This window comes from Brevibacterium sp. SIMBA_078 (assembly GCF_046534565.1).
Taxonomy (GTDB): Bacteria; Actinomycetota; Actinomycetes; order Actinomycetales; family Brevibacteriaceae; genus Brevibacterium.
The window spans coordinates 593,083-609,452 of sequence record NZ_JAWRYQ010000001.1 but is presented as its reverse complement, the minus strand read 5'-3'; the positions used below and the strand labels follow the sequence as shown (position 1 = coordinate 609,452).

The window sequence follows — 16,370 nt, the reverse complement described above, 5'->3', positions numbered from 1 at the left end:
TGAATCACAATGCACATTTCATCGAGTGCGGCGGTGTATGTCATCTCGGTGGCCGCGGATCTGGCGGGCATGCACCCGCAGACGCTGCGGCAGTATGACCGACTGGGTCTCGTCTCTCCGGAACGCACTGCGGGCCGGGGTCGGCGTTATTCCGGGAAGGACATCGCCAAGTTGCGACTGATCCAGCAGCTGTCGCAGGTCGAGGGAGTCAACCTCGTCGGGATCAAGAAGATCATCGACCTGCAGAATCAGGTCGACGCGCTCAAGAGCCGCAATGAGGAGCTCGAGGACGAAGTTCGGGCACGAAGGTCGGCGCAGGAACGCGATGCGCGTGTCTTCGCCGCCGGCACCGCCGGCGATGTCGTGTCGATCGCTCGCGGCCGCCGTCCGCAAGGGCGGCCCGAACCCGGCGCTCTGGTCCTCTACAACCGGTACCGGCGGCGCTGACCCGGTTCCTGCTGGGACGGCGATGATAGAGAAGGGCACGAACCCGCGTGGGGTTCGCGCCCTTCTCTATCTGCGCTGAATGATCATTGGGCACCGATCCGGTGCCCACAATGTCCCCTGCCGACATCTGCCCGAAACAGAACCGACATGTGCGGAAACAATCGACTGCGATGATTGTCGTTGACATGGCCGACGCACACGTCAGGAACGCGCAATGACACTGTCTCCGAGCAGGACCACAGCACCTCCCGAGCCGCGGAACGAAGCAAAGCTCGCCGCCTCTGAGAGCCTCGAGGACTACACGCTCCGCTTCGCCCCCAGGTCGTACCGGAAATGGGCGCCGGGGGTCGTCGCGACGAGTGCGCTGGGCGGCATCGCCTACCTCGCCGACTTCTCGATCGGTGCAAACATCGGCATCGCCCACGGCACGGCGAACGGCATCCTCGGCATCCTCGTCGCGGCCCTCATCATCTTCCTCACCGGATGGCCGCTGGCGTTCTACGCCGCCCGCTACAACCTCGACCTCGATCTCATCACCCGCGGGTCGGGCTTCGGCTACTACGGGTCCGTCATCACCAACGTCATCTTCGCGACCTTCACCTTCATCTTCTTTGCCCTCGAAGGTTCGATCATGGCTCAGGGACTCTACCTCGGCCTCGGCATTCCCCGGCCGATCGGCTACCTCGTGTCCACCGTGCTCATCTTCCCGCTGGTCATCTACGGCATGAAGGTCCTCGCCAAGCTGCAGGTCTCCACGACCCCGCTGTGGCTGCTGCTCATGGTCATCCCCGTCGGCTACCTCATCGCCTGGCAGCCGGAATCGGTCGCCGACTTCTTCGCCTACACCGGCGAGGAGGGCGAAGGGGCGAACTTCGCCTCGGTCATGCTCGCCGCCGGAGTCTGCCTCTCGCTCATCGCCCAGATCGCCGAACAGATCGACTACCTGCGTTTCATGCCGCCGCGCACCCCCGAGAACCGGCGGTGCTGGTGGGCCGCCGTCATCCTCGCGGGGCCCGGTTGGGTGATCTTCGGGGCCACGAAGCAGATCATCGGCATGTTCCTCGCGGTCTACCTCATCGCCAACGTTCCCGGCGCCGTGAGCTTCGCGAACGAACCCGTCCAGCAGTTCCTCGCCACCTATCAGCAGATGATGCCGCAATGGCTGGCTCTCTTCCTCGCCGTGGTGCTCGTCGTCATCTCCCAGGTGAAGATCAATGTCACCAACGCCTACTCGGGGTCGCTGGCATGGACGAACTCCTACACCCGGATCACGAAGCGCTATCCCGGGCGGATCACCTTCCTCATCGTCAACCTGCTCATCGCGCTGGCGCTGATGGAGTTGAATATGTTCGACTTCCTCAACGCGATCCTCAGCTTCTACGCGAACCTCGCGATGTCGTGGATCTGCGTCGTCGCCGCGGACATCGCCATCAACAAGTATCTGCTGAAGCTCTCCCCGAAGATCCCCGAGTTCCGGCGCGGCATGCTCTACGACTGGAACCCGGTCGGAATCGTCTCACTGGTGCTCGCCGGCGGTATCTCCATCGCCATCTACTTCGGGGCGTTCGGGGCGACGGTCCAACCGTTCTCACCCCTGTTCGCCGTCGGCATCGCGATCGTCGCGACCCCGCTCATGGCGATCATCACCCGCGGCAGGTACTACCTGCGTCGGACGGACGACGGTATCGACCTGCCGATGTTCGACGAGCACGGCAACCCCTCGGGCGAGACCCTGCGCTGCCATGTGACCGAGATGGAGTTCGAACGTCCCGACATGATCGCTTCGGCGAAGACGGGAGAGAACGGGGAGCGTCTCTACCTCAGCTCACTCGCACTCTCGACCGACCGCCTCGGCGAGCACATCCTGCCCGCCGATCACCCGCGTGAACGCGCGGAGGACTGAAGGAACCACACAGAGACCATGCATTTCACACCGGCCGACACCGAGAAGCTCCTCCTGTCCGTGGCGGGAATGGTCGCCAGGGACCGCCATGAACGGGGCATCGCTCTCAATTACCCGGAGACTGTTGCGCTGCTGAGCACCTGGGCCATCGAACGCGCCAGGGAAGGGGCAAGCGTCGAGGAGCTCATGACCACCGGTCGTGACGTCCTCACCCGCGAGGACGTGCTCGATGACGTCGCTGACATGCTCACCGACGTCCAGGTCGAGGCGACCTTTCCCGACGGGCGCAAGCTCGTGACCATCCACAACCCCATCGACTGAAGGACCGAACAAGTGGCAGGAACACGCGACCGCGGGCCGGGAGCCGTGCGGGTCCGACCGGGAGAGCGCGAACTCAATGTGCGTTCGAACCCGGACGATACGACGACGCTGACGATGGAGAACACAGGAGACCGACCGATCCAGATCGGCTCCCACGTTCATCTGCCCGACACGAATCCGGCGCTCGCCTTCGACCGCGACCGCGCGGCGGGATTCCGCCTCGACATCCCCGCAGGGACGTCGCTGCGCTTCGAGCCGGGAGCCTCGCGAACCGTGCCGATCGTCGCCCTCGGCGGGCTCCGGCATGTGGCCGGCATCAGCCTCCGCGGCTCCGAGGCGGGTGATCGCTGATGGCCCGGCTGTCAACCGAGCGATATGCCGCGCTCTACGGCCCCAGCCTCGGTGACCAGTTGCGGCTGGGTGACACTGACCTATGGATCGAGGTCGAAGAAGACCGCACCTTCGGCGGTGAGGAGTCGGTCTTCGGAGGCGGCAAATCGATCCGCGAATCGATGAATCAGGGAACGACGACCACCGCGGAAGGGGCACCCGATACGGTAATCACCAACGTCGTCGTGCTCGACTGGTGGGGCGTCATCCGAGCCGATGTCGGCATCCGAGCCGGGCGGATCGTCGCGCTCGGCCGGTCGGGGAACCCGGACATCGCCGACGGCGTGCATCCCGGACTGCGGATCGGACCGTCCACCGACATCATCTCGGGCGAGGGACGGATCCTCACCGCGGGAGCGTTCGACTCACACGTCCACCTGCTCTCACCCTCCCAACTCCACGAAGCGCTCGCCACCGGGATCACGACGATCGCCGGCGGCGGCACCGGTCCGTCCGAAGGCAGCAAAGCAACGACCGTGACGCCGGGAGCCTGGCACCTCGGAGCAATGCTTCGTGCCCTCGACGACATCCCGATGAACATCCTCCTGCTCGGCAAGGGCAACACGGTCTCCGCGGCCGGACTGGCCGAACAGGCACTCGGCGGAGCAGCTGGATACAAGGTCCACGAAGACTGGGGCGCGACACCTGCCGCGATCGACGCCGCACTTCAGGCCGCCGATGACCACGGACTGCAGGTGGCTCTGCATTCCGATTCCCTTAACGAGGCGGGCTTCGTCGAATCGACGATCGCGGCGATCGGGGGCCGCAGCATTCACGCCTTTCACGTCGAAGGCGCCGGCGGTGGGCACGCTCCCGACATCCTATCGATCGCGGCACTCGAGAACATCCTCCCGGGATCGACGAACCCGACCCTGCCTCACACCGTGAATACGGTCGCCGAGCACCTCGACATGCTCGTGGTCTGCCACCATCTCAACCCGGCCGTGCCCGAAGACCTCGCGTTCGCCGAATCCCGCATCCGGGCGACGACGATCGCGGCCGAGGACCTGCTCCACGATATGGGAGCCCTGTCGATCACGTCCTCGGACGCTCAGGCGATGGGCCGCATCGGCGAAGTCATCACCCGCACCTGGCAGGTCGCCCACGTGATGAAGAATCGGGTGGGCAGCCTCGGCGAGACTCTGCCTGCGGACAACGAACGCGCCCGCCGCTATGTCGCCAAGTACACGATCAATCCCGCTATCGCGCATGGCGTGGACGCACACATCGGTTCGATCGAGGTCGGAAAGATGGCCGACCTCGTGCTCTGGGATCCGCGCTTCTTCGGCGTCCGCCCCGACCTCGTCATCAAGGGCGGGTCGATCGTCTGGGCCGGACTCGGGGACCCGAACGCGTCCATTCCGACGCCGCAGCCAGTCCTCATGCGGCCGACCTTCGGCGCCTCCGACGGTGCGAGTCTGGCGGTGTCGTTCGCCGCTCCCGCCGCCGTCGAGAACGGCCTCCGGGACGAACTCGGGCTGAGTCGGGAACTCCTGCCTCTCGCACCGACTCGCGACGTCGGCAAAAAGGACATGCGCGCCAACGATGCGCGCCCGGCTATTGACATCGACCCTGACACTTTCGCCATCGCCATCGACGGGGAGACCGTGACCGCTCAGCCGGCGCAGACCCTTCCGCTCGGCCGTCTCTACCAGATGTTCTGATGCGCGAGACTTCGACCGACATTCCCGCCCGCGCCAACGCTTCGGCGACTCTGGCGATGATGCTCGCCGACTCACGGCTGCCGGCAGGTGCCCACGTGTCCTCGAACGGAGTCGAGGCCGGACTGCGTCGGGGACTGCCGCCAGACGATATCGCCGCCTACATGTGCTCCCGAATGGCCACCGTTGTGCGCGTCGAAGCGGGAGCGGCCGTGATCGCCCGGCATCTGGTGGCAACGGATCCGGCGTCGAGGGCCGATACCGTCATCGACCGCCTCGGCGCTCTGAACATCGAGTGGACCGCTCGAACCCCGAGCCCGGCGCTGCGGGAGATCGCGGTGGCGCTCGGCGCCGGCTTGGCTCGCATCGGTCAGACGATTTGGCCGCAGACCGCCGAGGTGCTCCGGTCGCGACCGCTGCCCCGTCCCATCGTGCTTGGTGTCATCGCCGCGTGCGCGGGTATCGGGCCCGATGACCTCGTCCGCCTCGTCGCCTACGATGACGCGCAGACCGTCGCCGCCGCCGTACTCAAACTCGAACCCACGGATCCGATCCGCGTCACCGGCTGGGTGCTCGATGCCTGCGCGACATTGGAGGCCTGCGTGTCCGAACTTTCCCGACTGACCCTTCCCGAGGCGCTTCCCGCCGCGGGTGCCCCACTGATCGAGGACTGGGCAGAGGCCCAGTCCGTGTTGCCGAGGAGGCTGTTCCGTGCCTGAATTCCCTGCTGCCGAAAGGGCCCTGCGACTGGGAGTCGCCGGTCCCGTCGGAACCGGAAAGAGTTCGCTGATCGCTCTCATCTGCCGTGCCCTGGCCGATGAGATTCGCATCGGAGTCATCACCAACGACATCTATACCGATGAGGACGCCAGGCTGCTGCGCTCCGCGGGGGTGCTCGACCCCGACCGGATCCGGGCCGTCGAAACCGGCGCCTGTCCCCACACCGCCATCCGCGACGATGTGACGGCGAACCTGCAGGCCGTCGAACGATTGGAAGCCGACTTCTTCCCGCTCGACCTCGTCCTCGTCGAATCGGGCGGTGACAATCTCACCGCGACCTTCTCTCCGGCGCTTGTCGACGCGCAGGTCTTCGTCCTCGACGTCGCCGGCGGCGGAGACGTCGCCCGAAAGGGAGGGCCCGGCATCGCACGCGCCGACCTGCTGGTGGTCAACAAGACCGACCTCGCCGAACATGTCGGTGTCGATGTCGAAACGATGGTCGCAGATGCCACTGAGGCCCGTGAGGGCGGGCCGGTGCTCGCCCTCTCCCGCACCGACGAGGCCTCCATCAGGCGGCTGCGTGATTGGCTGCTCAGGCTCCTTGACTCGCATCGCTCCGGCTCCCACGAACCGCAGGATCCGGGACCGATGGCTCCGCACTTCCACGCCGACGAGGACGGAGGATCCGTGCACAGTCACGATGATGCCGATGCACCGCACGATCACGAACCCGAAAGGGTATGACGAGCATTTCCGTCACCGAGGTGTCACCGGGCGCACCGCCGAAAGTCCGGTTCACCGCCGGACTCCTCCAACCGCGGTTGGTGAGTCGAAAGCCGGGGTTTGCACACGTCGCGCTCGTCGCCGGCGCGGCGACCCTCCTCGGCGGGGATGCGGTCGCGATCCGTGTGGATGTCGGAGCCGGGTGCACGCTGCGGATCGAGGACATCGGAGGGACGGTCGCCTACCCCTCGACAGGACGCCGCTCGGAATGGAACGTCGACATGCACGTCGGTGACGGCGGCGCGCTCGTGTGGGAATCGTTTCCGTTCGTCGTCACCGACCGCGCCGAGGTCGACCGGCGGACCACCGTACGGCGAGCACCGGATGCCGTCGTCTGCCTACGCGAGACCCTCGTCCTGGGGCGAAGCGGAGAAGCCGGCGGCCGGATCGTCAGTCGCACAGACATCCGCGACCTCGACGGTACGGCGTTCTTCGTCGAAGAGCTCGCTCTCGACGGCAGCGATCCGCAGCCGGGTGTGCTCGGACCGTCGCGGGTCCTCGACACAGCGATGCTCATCGGACTCGACCCCGAGGAGGACGGCAGGGATAACAGCAGGGATGACGGCGAAGGCCACGTCCTGGTCCTCGCCAGGCCCGGGGCAGTGGTGAGAGCGATCGGCTCCGCGACCCACGCGGCGCACGTCGATGCCCGGTGGCATCGGTGGAAGACCAGAGCAGAACGGAGACGGCAGAGATGAACGAATCGATACGGACACCAGGAATGACACTGACACCAGGAACGAGGGATACCCGAGCATCGGCGTCTGTGCGGGCTGAGGGCGACAGCCTCGGCGCAGATCGGAGGTGGGGACAGCACGGAACCCGTCGGACGATGGTGCGAACCGCCCTAGCGCTGGTCGGAATCACGGTCATTGCTCTGATGCTGATCGTCATCTCTCTGTCCGAGACCGCGCCCTCCGCAGCGTGGGGGCTGGCTCTGACCGCAGTGCTGCTGGGCGCGCGGCACGCGTTCGACGCCGATCACATCGCCGCAATCGACAGTGTCACCAGGTGCCTGACCGCGAAGGGCACTCCTGCCGGCACCGTCGGCTTCTGGTTCTCCCTGGGACACTCGTCGGTTGTGGTCGTCACCGGTGTGTTCGTCGCCTTAGGGGCAGGTGTGGCACTCGACCTCGTTCTGGCCGAGGATTCGGCCGCGCGTTTCGGTCTCGGACTCTGGGGCCTGTCGTTCGCGACCTTCGTCGTGGCAGTCTTCGGAATCGTCAATCTGGTCTCGCTCGTCGGAGTGCTGCGGCGGAAAGACGATGATTCCAGCTCGGGTCCGAAGGGGCCTGTGACATCGGCCTTCGCTCGAGTCCTCGACACCGTGGATCGTCCTCGGCGCATGTTCCCCATCGGAGTCCTCTTCGGCCTCGGCTTCGACACTGCTGCGACGATCGGACTGATGATCGCGGCAGGGACGACGGCCGCCGGGTCATCGGCGGCCTTGGCTCTTTCGCTGCCGTTGCTGTTCGCCGTGGGGATGGCCGCCTGCGATACGGCGGACAGCCTGTTCATGTCGAATCTCTACGGTTGGGCGTCGCGTGGACGGGGCCGTTTCCGCGGCTACAACATCGTCATCACCGGTCTGTCCGTGGTCATCGCAGGGTTGGTGGTTCTCGCGGGAGTCGTCGAGGTGGGGGCAGAGACGAATATCTTCGTCCTGCCCGAGGTCGATACCAGCTATCTGGGAATCGTGGCGACTGTCCTGTTCGTGCTCATCGCCGTGGCCGCTGTGATCACTATTCGCAGGCTTCGCCGCGTCCGGTCCGGGGTTTCGCCCGATATCGGCTGAACGACTGGGATCAGAGAAATGAGGCATCGCTCGAGCTGAGCGACCGAAGTGAGCGACCGAGGTGAGCGAGGAAGTGGTATGTGCCCTGGACACGGAGACAGGCGGAAGACAGGGAAGATGGCCAGCGTGTGATGGGCTCGGTCGCCTGGCTCTCACCAGTGTTCGCAGAATAATGCAGAACAGTGCAGTAGGTGTGCGACACTGACTCTGTGAACGAGAAAGAGAAGGTTCGACAGGTCGCCGACAGCGCCGATTCGGCGGCTCAGGAGGCCGCGGACAGCCGCTGGTTCGAGCGGGTGGCCCGTGCGGGGTTCATCGCCAACGGATTGGTCCACGCGATCCTCGGCGCAACTGCGATGACGATCGGATTGGGGCAGGGCGGCGGAGAAGCCGATCAGGCCGGAGCGGTCGGGCAGATCGCGTCGCAGCCCTTCGGCATGGTGCTGATCGTCGTCTGCTTCCTCGGCTGTGCACTGATGGCGCTGTGGTGTCTGGTCAATGCGTTCTTCGGCTCAGCTTCGCTGCGTGATGCCGGGACAACGGACCCGCAGAAGAAGCAGGGGCGGAAGCAGTGGATCGACTTCTTCACCATGGTCGGTTCCGCCATCGCCTATGTGGTGGTTGCCGCGACCTTCTCCCAATTCGTCTTCGGCGGGGGAGCCGACTCGGGGCAGTCGAGCTCTCAAGCCTCAACAAGTGTGGCGAAGGCGCCGGGCGGACTGTACATCCTCATGGCTGTCGGCGTCGTGATTGCGATCATCGGAATCGTGTTCTGTATCAATGGTCTGCGACGGAAGTGGAAAGAGGAGCTGCGTCGACCGCGCAGCGCGATCACCCGCTTCCTCATCGGATTCACCGGTGTCGTCGGCTACCTGGGCAAGGGCGTTACGCTGCTGTCGGTGGGCATCCTCATCGTGGTGTCCGCTGCGACCGGTGATCCGGAGGAATTCACCGGCATCGACGGAGCGCTCAAAGGTATGCGAGATCAGCCGTTCGGGCCGTATCTGCTGTTGGCCGTGGGCCTCGGCCTGGTCCTTTACGGAGTCTTCCTCGCCCTGCGCTCGAGGTACGACCGCATGGAATGAGCCGTCTTCTGCTTCGCTGCAGATAGACGAAGAAGGGCGCGAACCCGGTTGGGTTCGCGCCCTTCGTCTTAGGCCCAGCTCAATCGAGTTGGCACGATCTCACTTGAGTCGCTCTCAGATCTCTGCGGGATCCTGGGCGACCTTCTTGCGGCGCATGGTCAGGGCGACTGCGACTCCACCGATGAGGAGGAGGCCGGCGCCGCCGACGAGGCCGGTCAGCTCGGTACCGGTGCGAGGCAGGTCGCCGCCGTTGCCGGCATCTCCGTTGTCGCCATCGTCGTTTCCGCCGTTGCCGTCTTCATCGCCGTCGCCGCCACCGGCGTTCGCATCTTCCTCGACAGAGAAGTCACCGGTCAGCTCGTCATCGCCACAGGTAACGGTGACGTCGTAATCGCCGACGTAGGCCGAGGCGTTGGAGGCGCTGGTGCCGTAGACGTTGACGTTGGCCTTGCCTTCGTCGTCAGCCTGGACGGTCTTGTCGAAGGCGGTGACGCTCGACTCGCCCTTGGGGGTGACGAGGAAGCGGACGTCTTCACCGGGCTCGCAGTTCTCGACGGCGAGGGTGACGCCCTTGTCTTCCTTGACGAAGTCAGCCGGAGTGATCGACTCGGGGGAGACGGTCAGCTTGGCCTCTTCGGCAGGAGTGGTGGGCTCTTCGGTCTCGTCTTCGGTGACGGTGAAGTCCTGGGCGGGGGAGTTGGTCTTGGACTCCTGGTCGACGCCCCAGACGGCGTAGTCGCCGGCCGGAAGTGCTTCGTCGCCCTCGAACTTCAGGGTGGCGGAGATCTTTCCTTCTTCGTCGGCTTCGACTTCCTTGGTTGCGAAGGGCGACGTCTCGTTGCCGCCGACGACATTGACCGTGCCGCCGGGGGTGAAGCCCTCGCCGGTGACCTTGATGCCGTTCTTGGCGAAGTCGCTTTCCGAGATCTCGTCGGTGTTGAGTGAGACCTTCGGATCGACCTCGGGAGCCTCGGGCTCGTCTGCCTCGCCCTCAGTGACCTTGAAGCTCGTGCTGTACGGGGCGTTCTCGTCAGAATCGTTTGTAACTGTGACCTTGTAGTCACCGACGAATGCTGGGTTTGCTTCGCCGACGCCTGCGACGGCGTGATCGAAAGCGCCCTCTGCATCAGTTGTGACAGAGGTTTCGTAAACATTGACGTTCTGCCCGCTCGCTGGCTCAACGGTCAGCTTGTATTCGGTGTCTGCTTCGAGTCCAGCACCGCCGATGCCGACGCCGTTCTCTGCGAACTCGTCAACGGTGACGCCGTCAGCAGACACTCCGATTTCACCGGCCTGCGCCTTAACTCCCTGTGCAGCGCCCTTCTGGAGCTGAGCGGGAGTCGCGGCGGGCTGCTGAGTTGTCGAGGCCGGAGCTTCCGGAGCAGCGATGACTGGGGATGCGGCCAGGCCGGTGATGGCGATGGCCACCGCGGGGGCGAGGGCGAGCTTCTTCATGTATTTCCTTAGAAAATTACAGCTGGGTGTGAAGTATTACGAATGTAACAGTAATGCAACATTCACCACACACATAGTTGTGGTCATTTTGTTCAGCACTGGCTTCACCCCTGTCGCAGAGTTCATTCTCTATTCACCCTGAATCGTCGATTCGTCACCGGCTGAAGAACAGAAGGAGGGGCGGCCCAGCGTGTGCTGGGCCGCCCCTCCTTCTCGATGCAGGCTGTCTGCCTGGCTCAGATCAGAAGCTCGTCGGAGTCTGTCCGAACTTGTTCTTGCGGCCGGTCAGTGCGATCGCGGCACCACCGACGAGGAGGAGCAGGGCTCCCGTCGTCAGTCCGCCGAGGTCGGCACCGGTGCGAGGCAGCTGGCTGCCGTCGTCTCCGCCGCCGTTTCCGGCATTGCCGTTGTCGCCGCCGCCCGATCCGCCGCCGTTTGCGCCTTCGGTGACCGTGAAGGAGTCCTTCATGGTGTCCTCGCCGCAGGTTGCTGTCGCGGTGTAAGCGCCGACGTAGGCCGAGACATCCGATGAGGTGCCGAAGACGTTGACGGAGGCATTGCCTTCGTCGTCAGCCGTGACGGTGTTCTCGTATGCGGTGACGTTGATGCCCTTCGGGTTGACTTCGAAGTGGACATCCGCGCCGGGTTCGCAGTTCTCGACGGCGAGGGTGACGCCCTTCTTGTCATTGGCGAAGTCCGCGGCTTCGATCGTCTTCGGGGAAACCGTGAAGGCCGCCTCGGCGGGAGCTTCGGTTTCGCCGTCGTCATTGCCGTCGTCACTGCCATCGTTGCCGTTGTCTGCGTCGTCGTTTCCGTCGTCCTCACCGTCTTCGGCGACAACGTTGATGTCTCCGTTGAGGGTTTCCGACTCGGTGCCTTCACGGTCGATGGTGACGGTGAACGGGACCTTGCCGACATCGAGGTTCGCGGGGTCGCCCTCGTACCAGAGGTGGAGCTCGTAATCGCCGTCGGCCTCTGCTGTCTCAGTCTCACCGGTGAGGGAATCGGTGATCTTGTCACCCTTCTTCACGCCGGTGACAGTGACCTTGACGCCCTTGTCCTTGTTGGCGAGATCCTCGGCGGTGATCTCCTTGGGATCTACCTTGAGCGAGGCGTCGATCGCATCGACAGCATCGTCTTCAGTGATGGTGAAGTCCTGGGCCGGGGAGTTGGTCTTGGACTCCTGGTCGACGCCCCAGACGGTGTAGTCGCCGGCTGGAAGCGCATCGTCGCCCTCGAACTTCAGGGTTGCGGAGATCTCTCCGTCCGAATTGGCTTCGACTTCCTGGGTCGCGAACGGCGATGTTTCGTTGCCGCCGACGACGTTGACCGTGCCGCCGGGGGTGAAGCCCTCGCCGGTGACCTTGATTCCGTTCTCGTCGAAATCGCTTTCCGAGATCTCGTCGGTGTTGAGCGAGACCGTGGGGTCGACTGCTTGTACGTCGACCTCGGCGGCTCCTGCGACAGTCTTGGCAGTGGTGCCGGTCCGCTGCACCTGGAGGGCGAAAGCGACTGATTCCTGCGTGACCTCCGAGGAGGAACGCAGCTTCAGGGTCGCGGTCGAACCCTGAGCGGTGACGGCCGGGCCGGTCAGTCCGGACTTAGCAGCGACCTTGTCGCCCTTCTCGAGGCCGATGACCTTGACGGTCACACCGTCCTCGTGGAGCTCCTCGGCGGTGACTTCACCCGAGGTCACCTGCACCGAGGCATTGATCGGGTTGGCCTTTTCCTCAGACTTGTCGTCGTCCTTGGAGTCCTTGTCCTCGTCCTTGGGGGCAGGAGCGGGCTTCGGATCGACCTTCTTCGGAGGCTTCTTTGCCTCGTCCTTCTTATCCGCTTTGTCCTCGGCGGCCTTCTTGGCAGCCTCGGCCTTTTCCTTGGCCTTCTTTTCGGCTGCTGCCTTCTCTGCCGCTGCCTTCTTCTCGGCTTCAGCCTTCTCAGCAGCGGCCTTCTTGGCCTCTTCCTTCTTCTTGGCTTCGGCCTTTTCGGCGTCGGCCTTCTTCTGCTCGGCAGTCTGCGTGGAGGCCGACTGGGCGGACGTCGATTCCGCGGCGGCGACCGGGCTCGCGACAAGCCCGGTGAACGCGAGCGCGACTGCCGGCGCGAGGATGATCTTCTTCATTGGAGTGCCTTCAATCTCTGTGGCGAGGGGTGTGATACGGCACTCATCCTAGGTTCTAAGGGTTTTCCAAACTATTTCTGTACGTTTTGTTCAGATTTAGATGCGGTAACACTTAGGTGAATTCCTTTAACCGTTTCGTGACCTACTCGTCGGTAAAAGAATGACTGTCGCGACCGCCTCGGCGAAAGGACGCGTCGGCCGCGCGAATTCAGCGGTTCTGAGCTAGACCGGCCACGCCTCGGCGCGGATCTGCTTGCGCTGTTCGACGGTGGGCACACGGACGGTCAGGGCCGAGGGGTCGACCTCCATCTCGAGATAGGACGACTGACCCAGCGGGTCTCCGTCGATCTGGATATCGACCTCGTCACCGGCTTCGATGACGACCTTGCGGCACTTCCGGATGTTCGTGTGCAGCCCGCGCGAGGCCCGACGGCCGGCGATCGATGCAAGCACGCCGAGCCACTGACCGAGGTTCTTCGGGCTGACGATGAGCACGTCGAGCATGCCGTCGTCGATGACCGCCTGCGGCAGCAGCTGGATGCCGCCCTGCAGCTTCCCGCAATTGCCGCCGAGGACCGAACGCACCCGCGCCGAGATCCGATATTCGTCGTCGAACGTGACCTTGACATGACTGGGTTTGCCGGTGAGCTTCCGTGATCCCGCTTCGACATAGGCGAGCCATCCGAGGCGGGCCTTGAGATCGTCGCTGGTGTCGGCCATGACCGCGGCGTCGAAGCCGAGTCCGGTCATCACGGTGAAGACGTGGGTGTCGCCGTCCGGGTCGGTCTTCGCCTTCCCCACGTCGATCTCGCGGTTGCGCCCCCACAGTGCGATCCGCAGCGCCCATTCCGTCTTGTCGAGGACGAGGTCGATGTTGCGGGCGAGCAGGTTCCCCGTTCCCAGCGGCACGATCCCCATCGGGGTCGACGTTCCCGCCAGCGCCGAGGCGACAGCGCGGATGGTTCCGTCACCGCCGGCGGCGATGACGACGTCGACGCCCTCGTCGAGGGCGCGGACGGCAGCTCCCGCGCCCGGATCGTCGACGGTGGTCTCGAGGACGAGCGGACGGCTCCATCCCTCGAAACGGCAGATCGCCTCGGCGGTGGAGGCCAGGTTGTGGACATCGGTCTTCGTCGGGTTGACGATGAGCGCGGCACGGTACCGGGCGGCGTCATCGACCACCTCGTCGGAGAGGTTCGCCGGGTGGGCGGAGCGTCGCATCGTGTTGAGTGCGCGACGAACGCCGGTGCGGCGGCCGATGAGGAACGCGGCCACGAGCACCGCGAGAGCGCCGATGACGATGACCCAGGTCATCAGGGGATCCAACTCGATGATCATGTCCCAAATCTACAGGGCAGAACTCGAATGCGAGCTGAGGGTCGAATATCGAAAACAGGCCCGGCCCGTTAAGCTGAGAGGGTGATCGATCTAGCGCTTCTCAGAGACAACCCGGCCCTGTTCAAGGCATCGCAGGAGGCTCGCGGGGCATCCGTCGAGCTCATCGACGAGGTCATCGCCGCCGACTCCGCTCGTCGTGCGGCCATCACCGCCTTCGAAGACGCACGTGCGGATCAGAAGTCGTTCTCCTCCCAGATCGCGAAGGCGCCGAAGGAGGACAAGCCCGCACTCATCGCCGAAGGCAAGGCGAAGTCCGAGGCCGTGAAGTCGCTGTCGGCGGAGTCCGAAGAAGCCACCTTCGCCTTCGACCAGCTCGTATCGAAGGTCCCGAACCTCATCATCGACGGCATCCCTGCCGGCGGCGAAGAGAACTTCGTGACGCTCAAGACCGTGGGCGAGCCCCGCGACTTCACCCCGGACGGCTTCGAACCGCTCGATCACCTCGAGATCGGTGAGAAACTCAAGGCCATCGACACCACCCGCGGCACGAAGGTCTCCGGTTCGCGCTTCCACTACCTCACCGGTTTCGGCGCGAAGCTGGAGATGGCTCTGCTCAACCTCGCCCGCGACGTCGCCGAGGAGGCCGGGTTCAGCCCGACCATCACCCCGACCCTCGTTCGTCCCGAGGTCATGCGCGGCACCGGGTTCCTCGGTGAGCACGCCGATGAGGTGTACCGTCTCGAAGCCGACGACCTGTTCCTCGTCGGCACCTCCGAGGTGCCCCTGGCCGGATACCACATGGACGAGATCATCGACCTCTCCGACGGCCCGCTGCGCTACGCCGGCATCTCCTCCTGCTACCGACGCGAGGCCGGCTCCTACGGCAAGGACACCCGCGGAATCATCCGCGTCCACCAGTTCCAGAAGGTCGAGATGTTCGCCTACGTCCCGGTCGAGGACGCCGAAGCAGAACACGAGCGGATGCTGTCGCTGCAGGAGAAGATGCTCGGACTGTGCGAGCTGCCCTACCGGGTCATCGATACCGCTGCCGGCGACCTCGGTGATTCGGCCGCCCGCAAGTTCGACTGCGAAGCCTGGGTGCCGACTCAGGGCACCTACCGCGAGCTGACCTCGACGTCGAACTGCACGACGTTCCAGGCCCGTCGCCTGCAGATCCGCGAACGCCGCGACGGATCGACCCGCCCCGTCGCCACCCTCAACGGAACCATGGCCAACACCCGCTGGCTGGTGCCGATCCTCGAGAACCATCAGCAGGCGGACGGCTCGGTCACGGTGCCCGAAGCACTGCGGCCCTACCTCGGTGGGATGACCGCACAGGGACCGGAAGGACCGCGCTACTGAGGCTGTGCCGGGTGGCGGGGAACTGACCGTGCTGCGGAACTCGGCGGGACTCGGTTGGGTTCGGTCGCCTCGGCGCCGGGAAGAACGACGACAAGAAGATATACGCATACGTTGGGAGACACATTGACCCCGCACCTCATCGCACTCGATGTCGACGGCACGATCGTCGGCTACGACGGAACCCTGTCGGAGTCGGTGAAGCAGGTGCTCGATCGGCTCGCCGAGGAGGGGCACCACCTTGTGATCTCCACCGGCCGTGCCCTGCCGGGCGCGCTCGAGGTCGTCCATGCGCTCGACCTCAAGCACGGCTTCATCGTGTGCTCGAACGGATCCGTCGTCGTCCGCCTCGACCCGGAGCTGCCGTTGGGGTGGGAGCTGCACCATGTCGTGTCCTTCGACCCGAAAGATGCGCTCGAGCAGATGCACGCGGCGCTGCCGACGGCGCTGTTCCTCGTCGAGGATCCGGACCTGCACCGATGGGCGTCCGGGGCGTTCCCGGTCGGCGAACTCGCCGAGTCCGACACCCTCGACATCGTCGACTTCGATGAACTGCTGACCAAGCGGGCCACCCGCATCGTCATGCGCGAGGTCAACGGCACCGCCGAGGAGTTCGCCGCCGCCGTGGACTCGCTCGGACTGCATGAGGTCAGCTATTCGGTGGGCTGGAGCAACTGGCTCGACATCGCCCCGGACGGGGTCTCGAAGGCCAGCGGTCTGGAGATCGCGGCCGAGGAACTCGGAGTCGCGCACGCCCACACCGTGGGAGCCGGAGACGGACTCAACGACCTCGAGATGATCGAATGGGTCGAACACGGAATCGTCATGGGTCAGTCGAAGGACGAACTCAAGGTACTCGCGAGCGTGGTCACCGACTCGGTCGACGACGACGGACTGGCGGTGGCACTGGTCGACTACTTCAGCCTCGACTCAGCGCTGCTCGAAGCGGAGGGCACCACCAACACCCGCCCCTGAATTGCTACCCGACGGC

15 protein-coding genes are annotated in these 16,370 nt (G+C 64.8%); 12 read left to right on the top strand and 3 right to left on the bottom strand.

Annotated features, from left to right (window positions below):
- The first annotated feature begins 9 nt into the window (after nucleotides 1–9).
- The 10 genes from SB749_RS02745 (at nucleotide 10) to SB749_RS02700 (ending at nucleotide 9,105) form a co-directional block, all read left to right on the top strand.
- Nucleotides 10–447: a heat shock protein transcriptional repressor HspR gene (locus tag SB749_RS02745; RefSeq protein WP_410708909.1), complete on the top strand. Its 438-nt coding sequence runs from the start codon at nucleotides 10–12 to the stop codon at nucleotides 445–447.
- A 214-nt stretch (nucleotides 448–661) separates the two neighbouring features.
- On the top strand, nucleotides 662–2,350 hold the full coding sequence (locus SB749_RS02740) for a purine-cytosine permease family protein (RefSeq protein WP_410708908.1): 1,689 nt from the start codon (nucleotides 662–664) through the stop codon (nucleotides 2,348–2,350).
- 18 nt (nucleotides 2,351–2,368) lie between these two features.
- Nucleotides 2,369–2,671, top strand: a complete 303-nt coding sequence (locus tag SB749_RS02735) for an urease subunit gamma (RefSeq protein ID WP_410708907.1) — start codon at nucleotides 2,369–2,371, stop codon at nucleotides 2,669–2,671.
- Between the two features lie 12 nt (nucleotides 2,672–2,683).
- Nucleotides 2,684–3,022 carry an urease subunit beta gene (ureB, locus tag SB749_RS02730; RefSeq protein WP_410708906.1) on the top strand — a complete coding sequence of 113 codons (339 nt, stop codon included), beginning with the start codon at nucleotides 2,684–2,686 and terminating at the stop codon, nucleotides 3,020–3,022.
- On the top strand, nucleotides 3,022–4,725 hold the full coding sequence (locus SB749_RS02725; RefSeq protein ID WP_410708905.1) for an urease subunit alpha: 1,704 nt from the start codon (nucleotides 3,022–3,024) through the stop codon (nucleotides 4,723–4,725). The genes ureB and SB749_RS02725 overlap by 1 nt, the downstream gene beginning before the upstream one ends.
- Nucleotides 4,725–5,441, top strand: coding sequence for an urease accessory protein UreF (locus SB749_RS02720; protein WP_410708904.1), 717 nt, complete (start codon nucleotides 4,725–4,727; stop codon nucleotides 5,439–5,441). The genes SB749_RS02725 and SB749_RS02720 overlap by 1 nt, the downstream gene beginning before the upstream one ends.
- Nucleotides 5,434–6,186 (top strand): urease accessory protein UreG, encoded by a 753-nt coding sequence (gene ureG / locus SB749_RS02715; RefSeq protein WP_410708903.1) that lies wholly within the window; start codon nucleotides 5,434–5,436, stop codon nucleotides 6,184–6,186. The genes SB749_RS02720 and ureG overlap by 8 nt, the downstream gene beginning before the upstream one ends.
- A complete protein-coding gene (locus SB749_RS02710) occupies nucleotides 6,183–6,923 on the top strand; it encodes an urease accessory protein UreD (RefSeq protein ID WP_410708902.1) in 741 nt (246 codons plus the stop codon). The genes ureG and SB749_RS02710 overlap by 4 nt, the downstream gene beginning before the upstream one ends.
- 23 nt (nucleotides 6,924–6,946) lie before the next feature.
- On the top strand, nucleotides 6,947–8,020 hold the full coding sequence (locus SB749_RS02705) for a HoxN/HupN/NixA family nickel/cobalt transporter (RefSeq protein WP_410708901.1): 1,074 nt from the start codon (nucleotides 6,947–6,949) through the stop codon (nucleotides 8,018–8,020).
- Between the two features lie 209 nt (nucleotides 8,021–8,229).
- Nucleotides 8,230–9,105, top strand: coding sequence for a DUF1206 domain-containing protein (locus SB749_RS02700; RefSeq protein WP_410708900.1), 876 nt, complete (start codon nucleotides 8,230–8,232; stop codon nucleotides 9,103–9,105).
- Between the two features lie 114 nt (nucleotides 9,106–9,219).
- Here the strand turns inward: SB749_RS02700 and SB749_RS02695 are convergent, their stop codons facing one another.
- The 3 genes from SB749_RS02695 to SB749_RS02685 form a co-directional block, all read right to left on the bottom strand.
- Nucleotides 9,220–10,560, bottom strand: coding sequence for an LPXTG cell wall anchor domain-containing protein (locus SB749_RS02695; RefSeq protein WP_410708899.1), 1,341 nt, complete (start codon nucleotides 10,558–10,560; stop codon nucleotides 9,220–9,222).
- 241 nt (nucleotides 10,561–10,801) lie between these two features.
- Complete coding sequence (locus tag SB749_RS02690) at nucleotides 10,802–12,682, bottom strand: hypothetical protein (protein WP_410708898.1); 1,881 nt, start codon at nucleotides 12,680–12,682, stop codon at nucleotides 10,802–10,804.
- Nucleotides 12,683–12,904: 222 nt separating this feature from the next.
- Nucleotides 12,905–14,020: a diacylglycerol/lipid kinase family protein gene (locus SB749_RS02685; RefSeq protein ID WP_410708896.1), complete on the bottom strand. Its 1,116-nt coding sequence runs from the start codon at nucleotides 14,018–14,020 to the stop codon at nucleotides 12,905–12,907.
- A gap of 81 nt (nucleotides 14,021–14,101) precedes the next feature.
- Here SB749_RS02685 and serS point away from each other — a divergent pair, with 81 nt between their 5' ends.
- Together serS and SB749_RS02675 are read left to right on the top strand one after the other, a co-directional pair.
- The gene (gene serS / locus SB749_RS02680; protein WP_410708895.1) at nucleotides 14,102–15,382 is read left to right on the top strand and encodes a serine--tRNA ligase; all 1,281 of its coding nucleotides are present in this window, start codon (nucleotides 14,102–14,104) and stop codon (nucleotides 15,380–15,382) included.
- Nucleotides 15,383–15,493: 111 nt separating this feature from the next.
- On the top strand, nucleotides 15,494–16,354 hold the full coding sequence (locus tag SB749_RS02675) for an HAD family hydrolase (RefSeq protein ID WP_410708893.1): 861 nt from the start codon (nucleotides 15,494–15,496) through the stop codon (nucleotides 16,352–16,354).
- Nucleotides 16,355–16,370 lie beyond the last annotated feature (16 nt).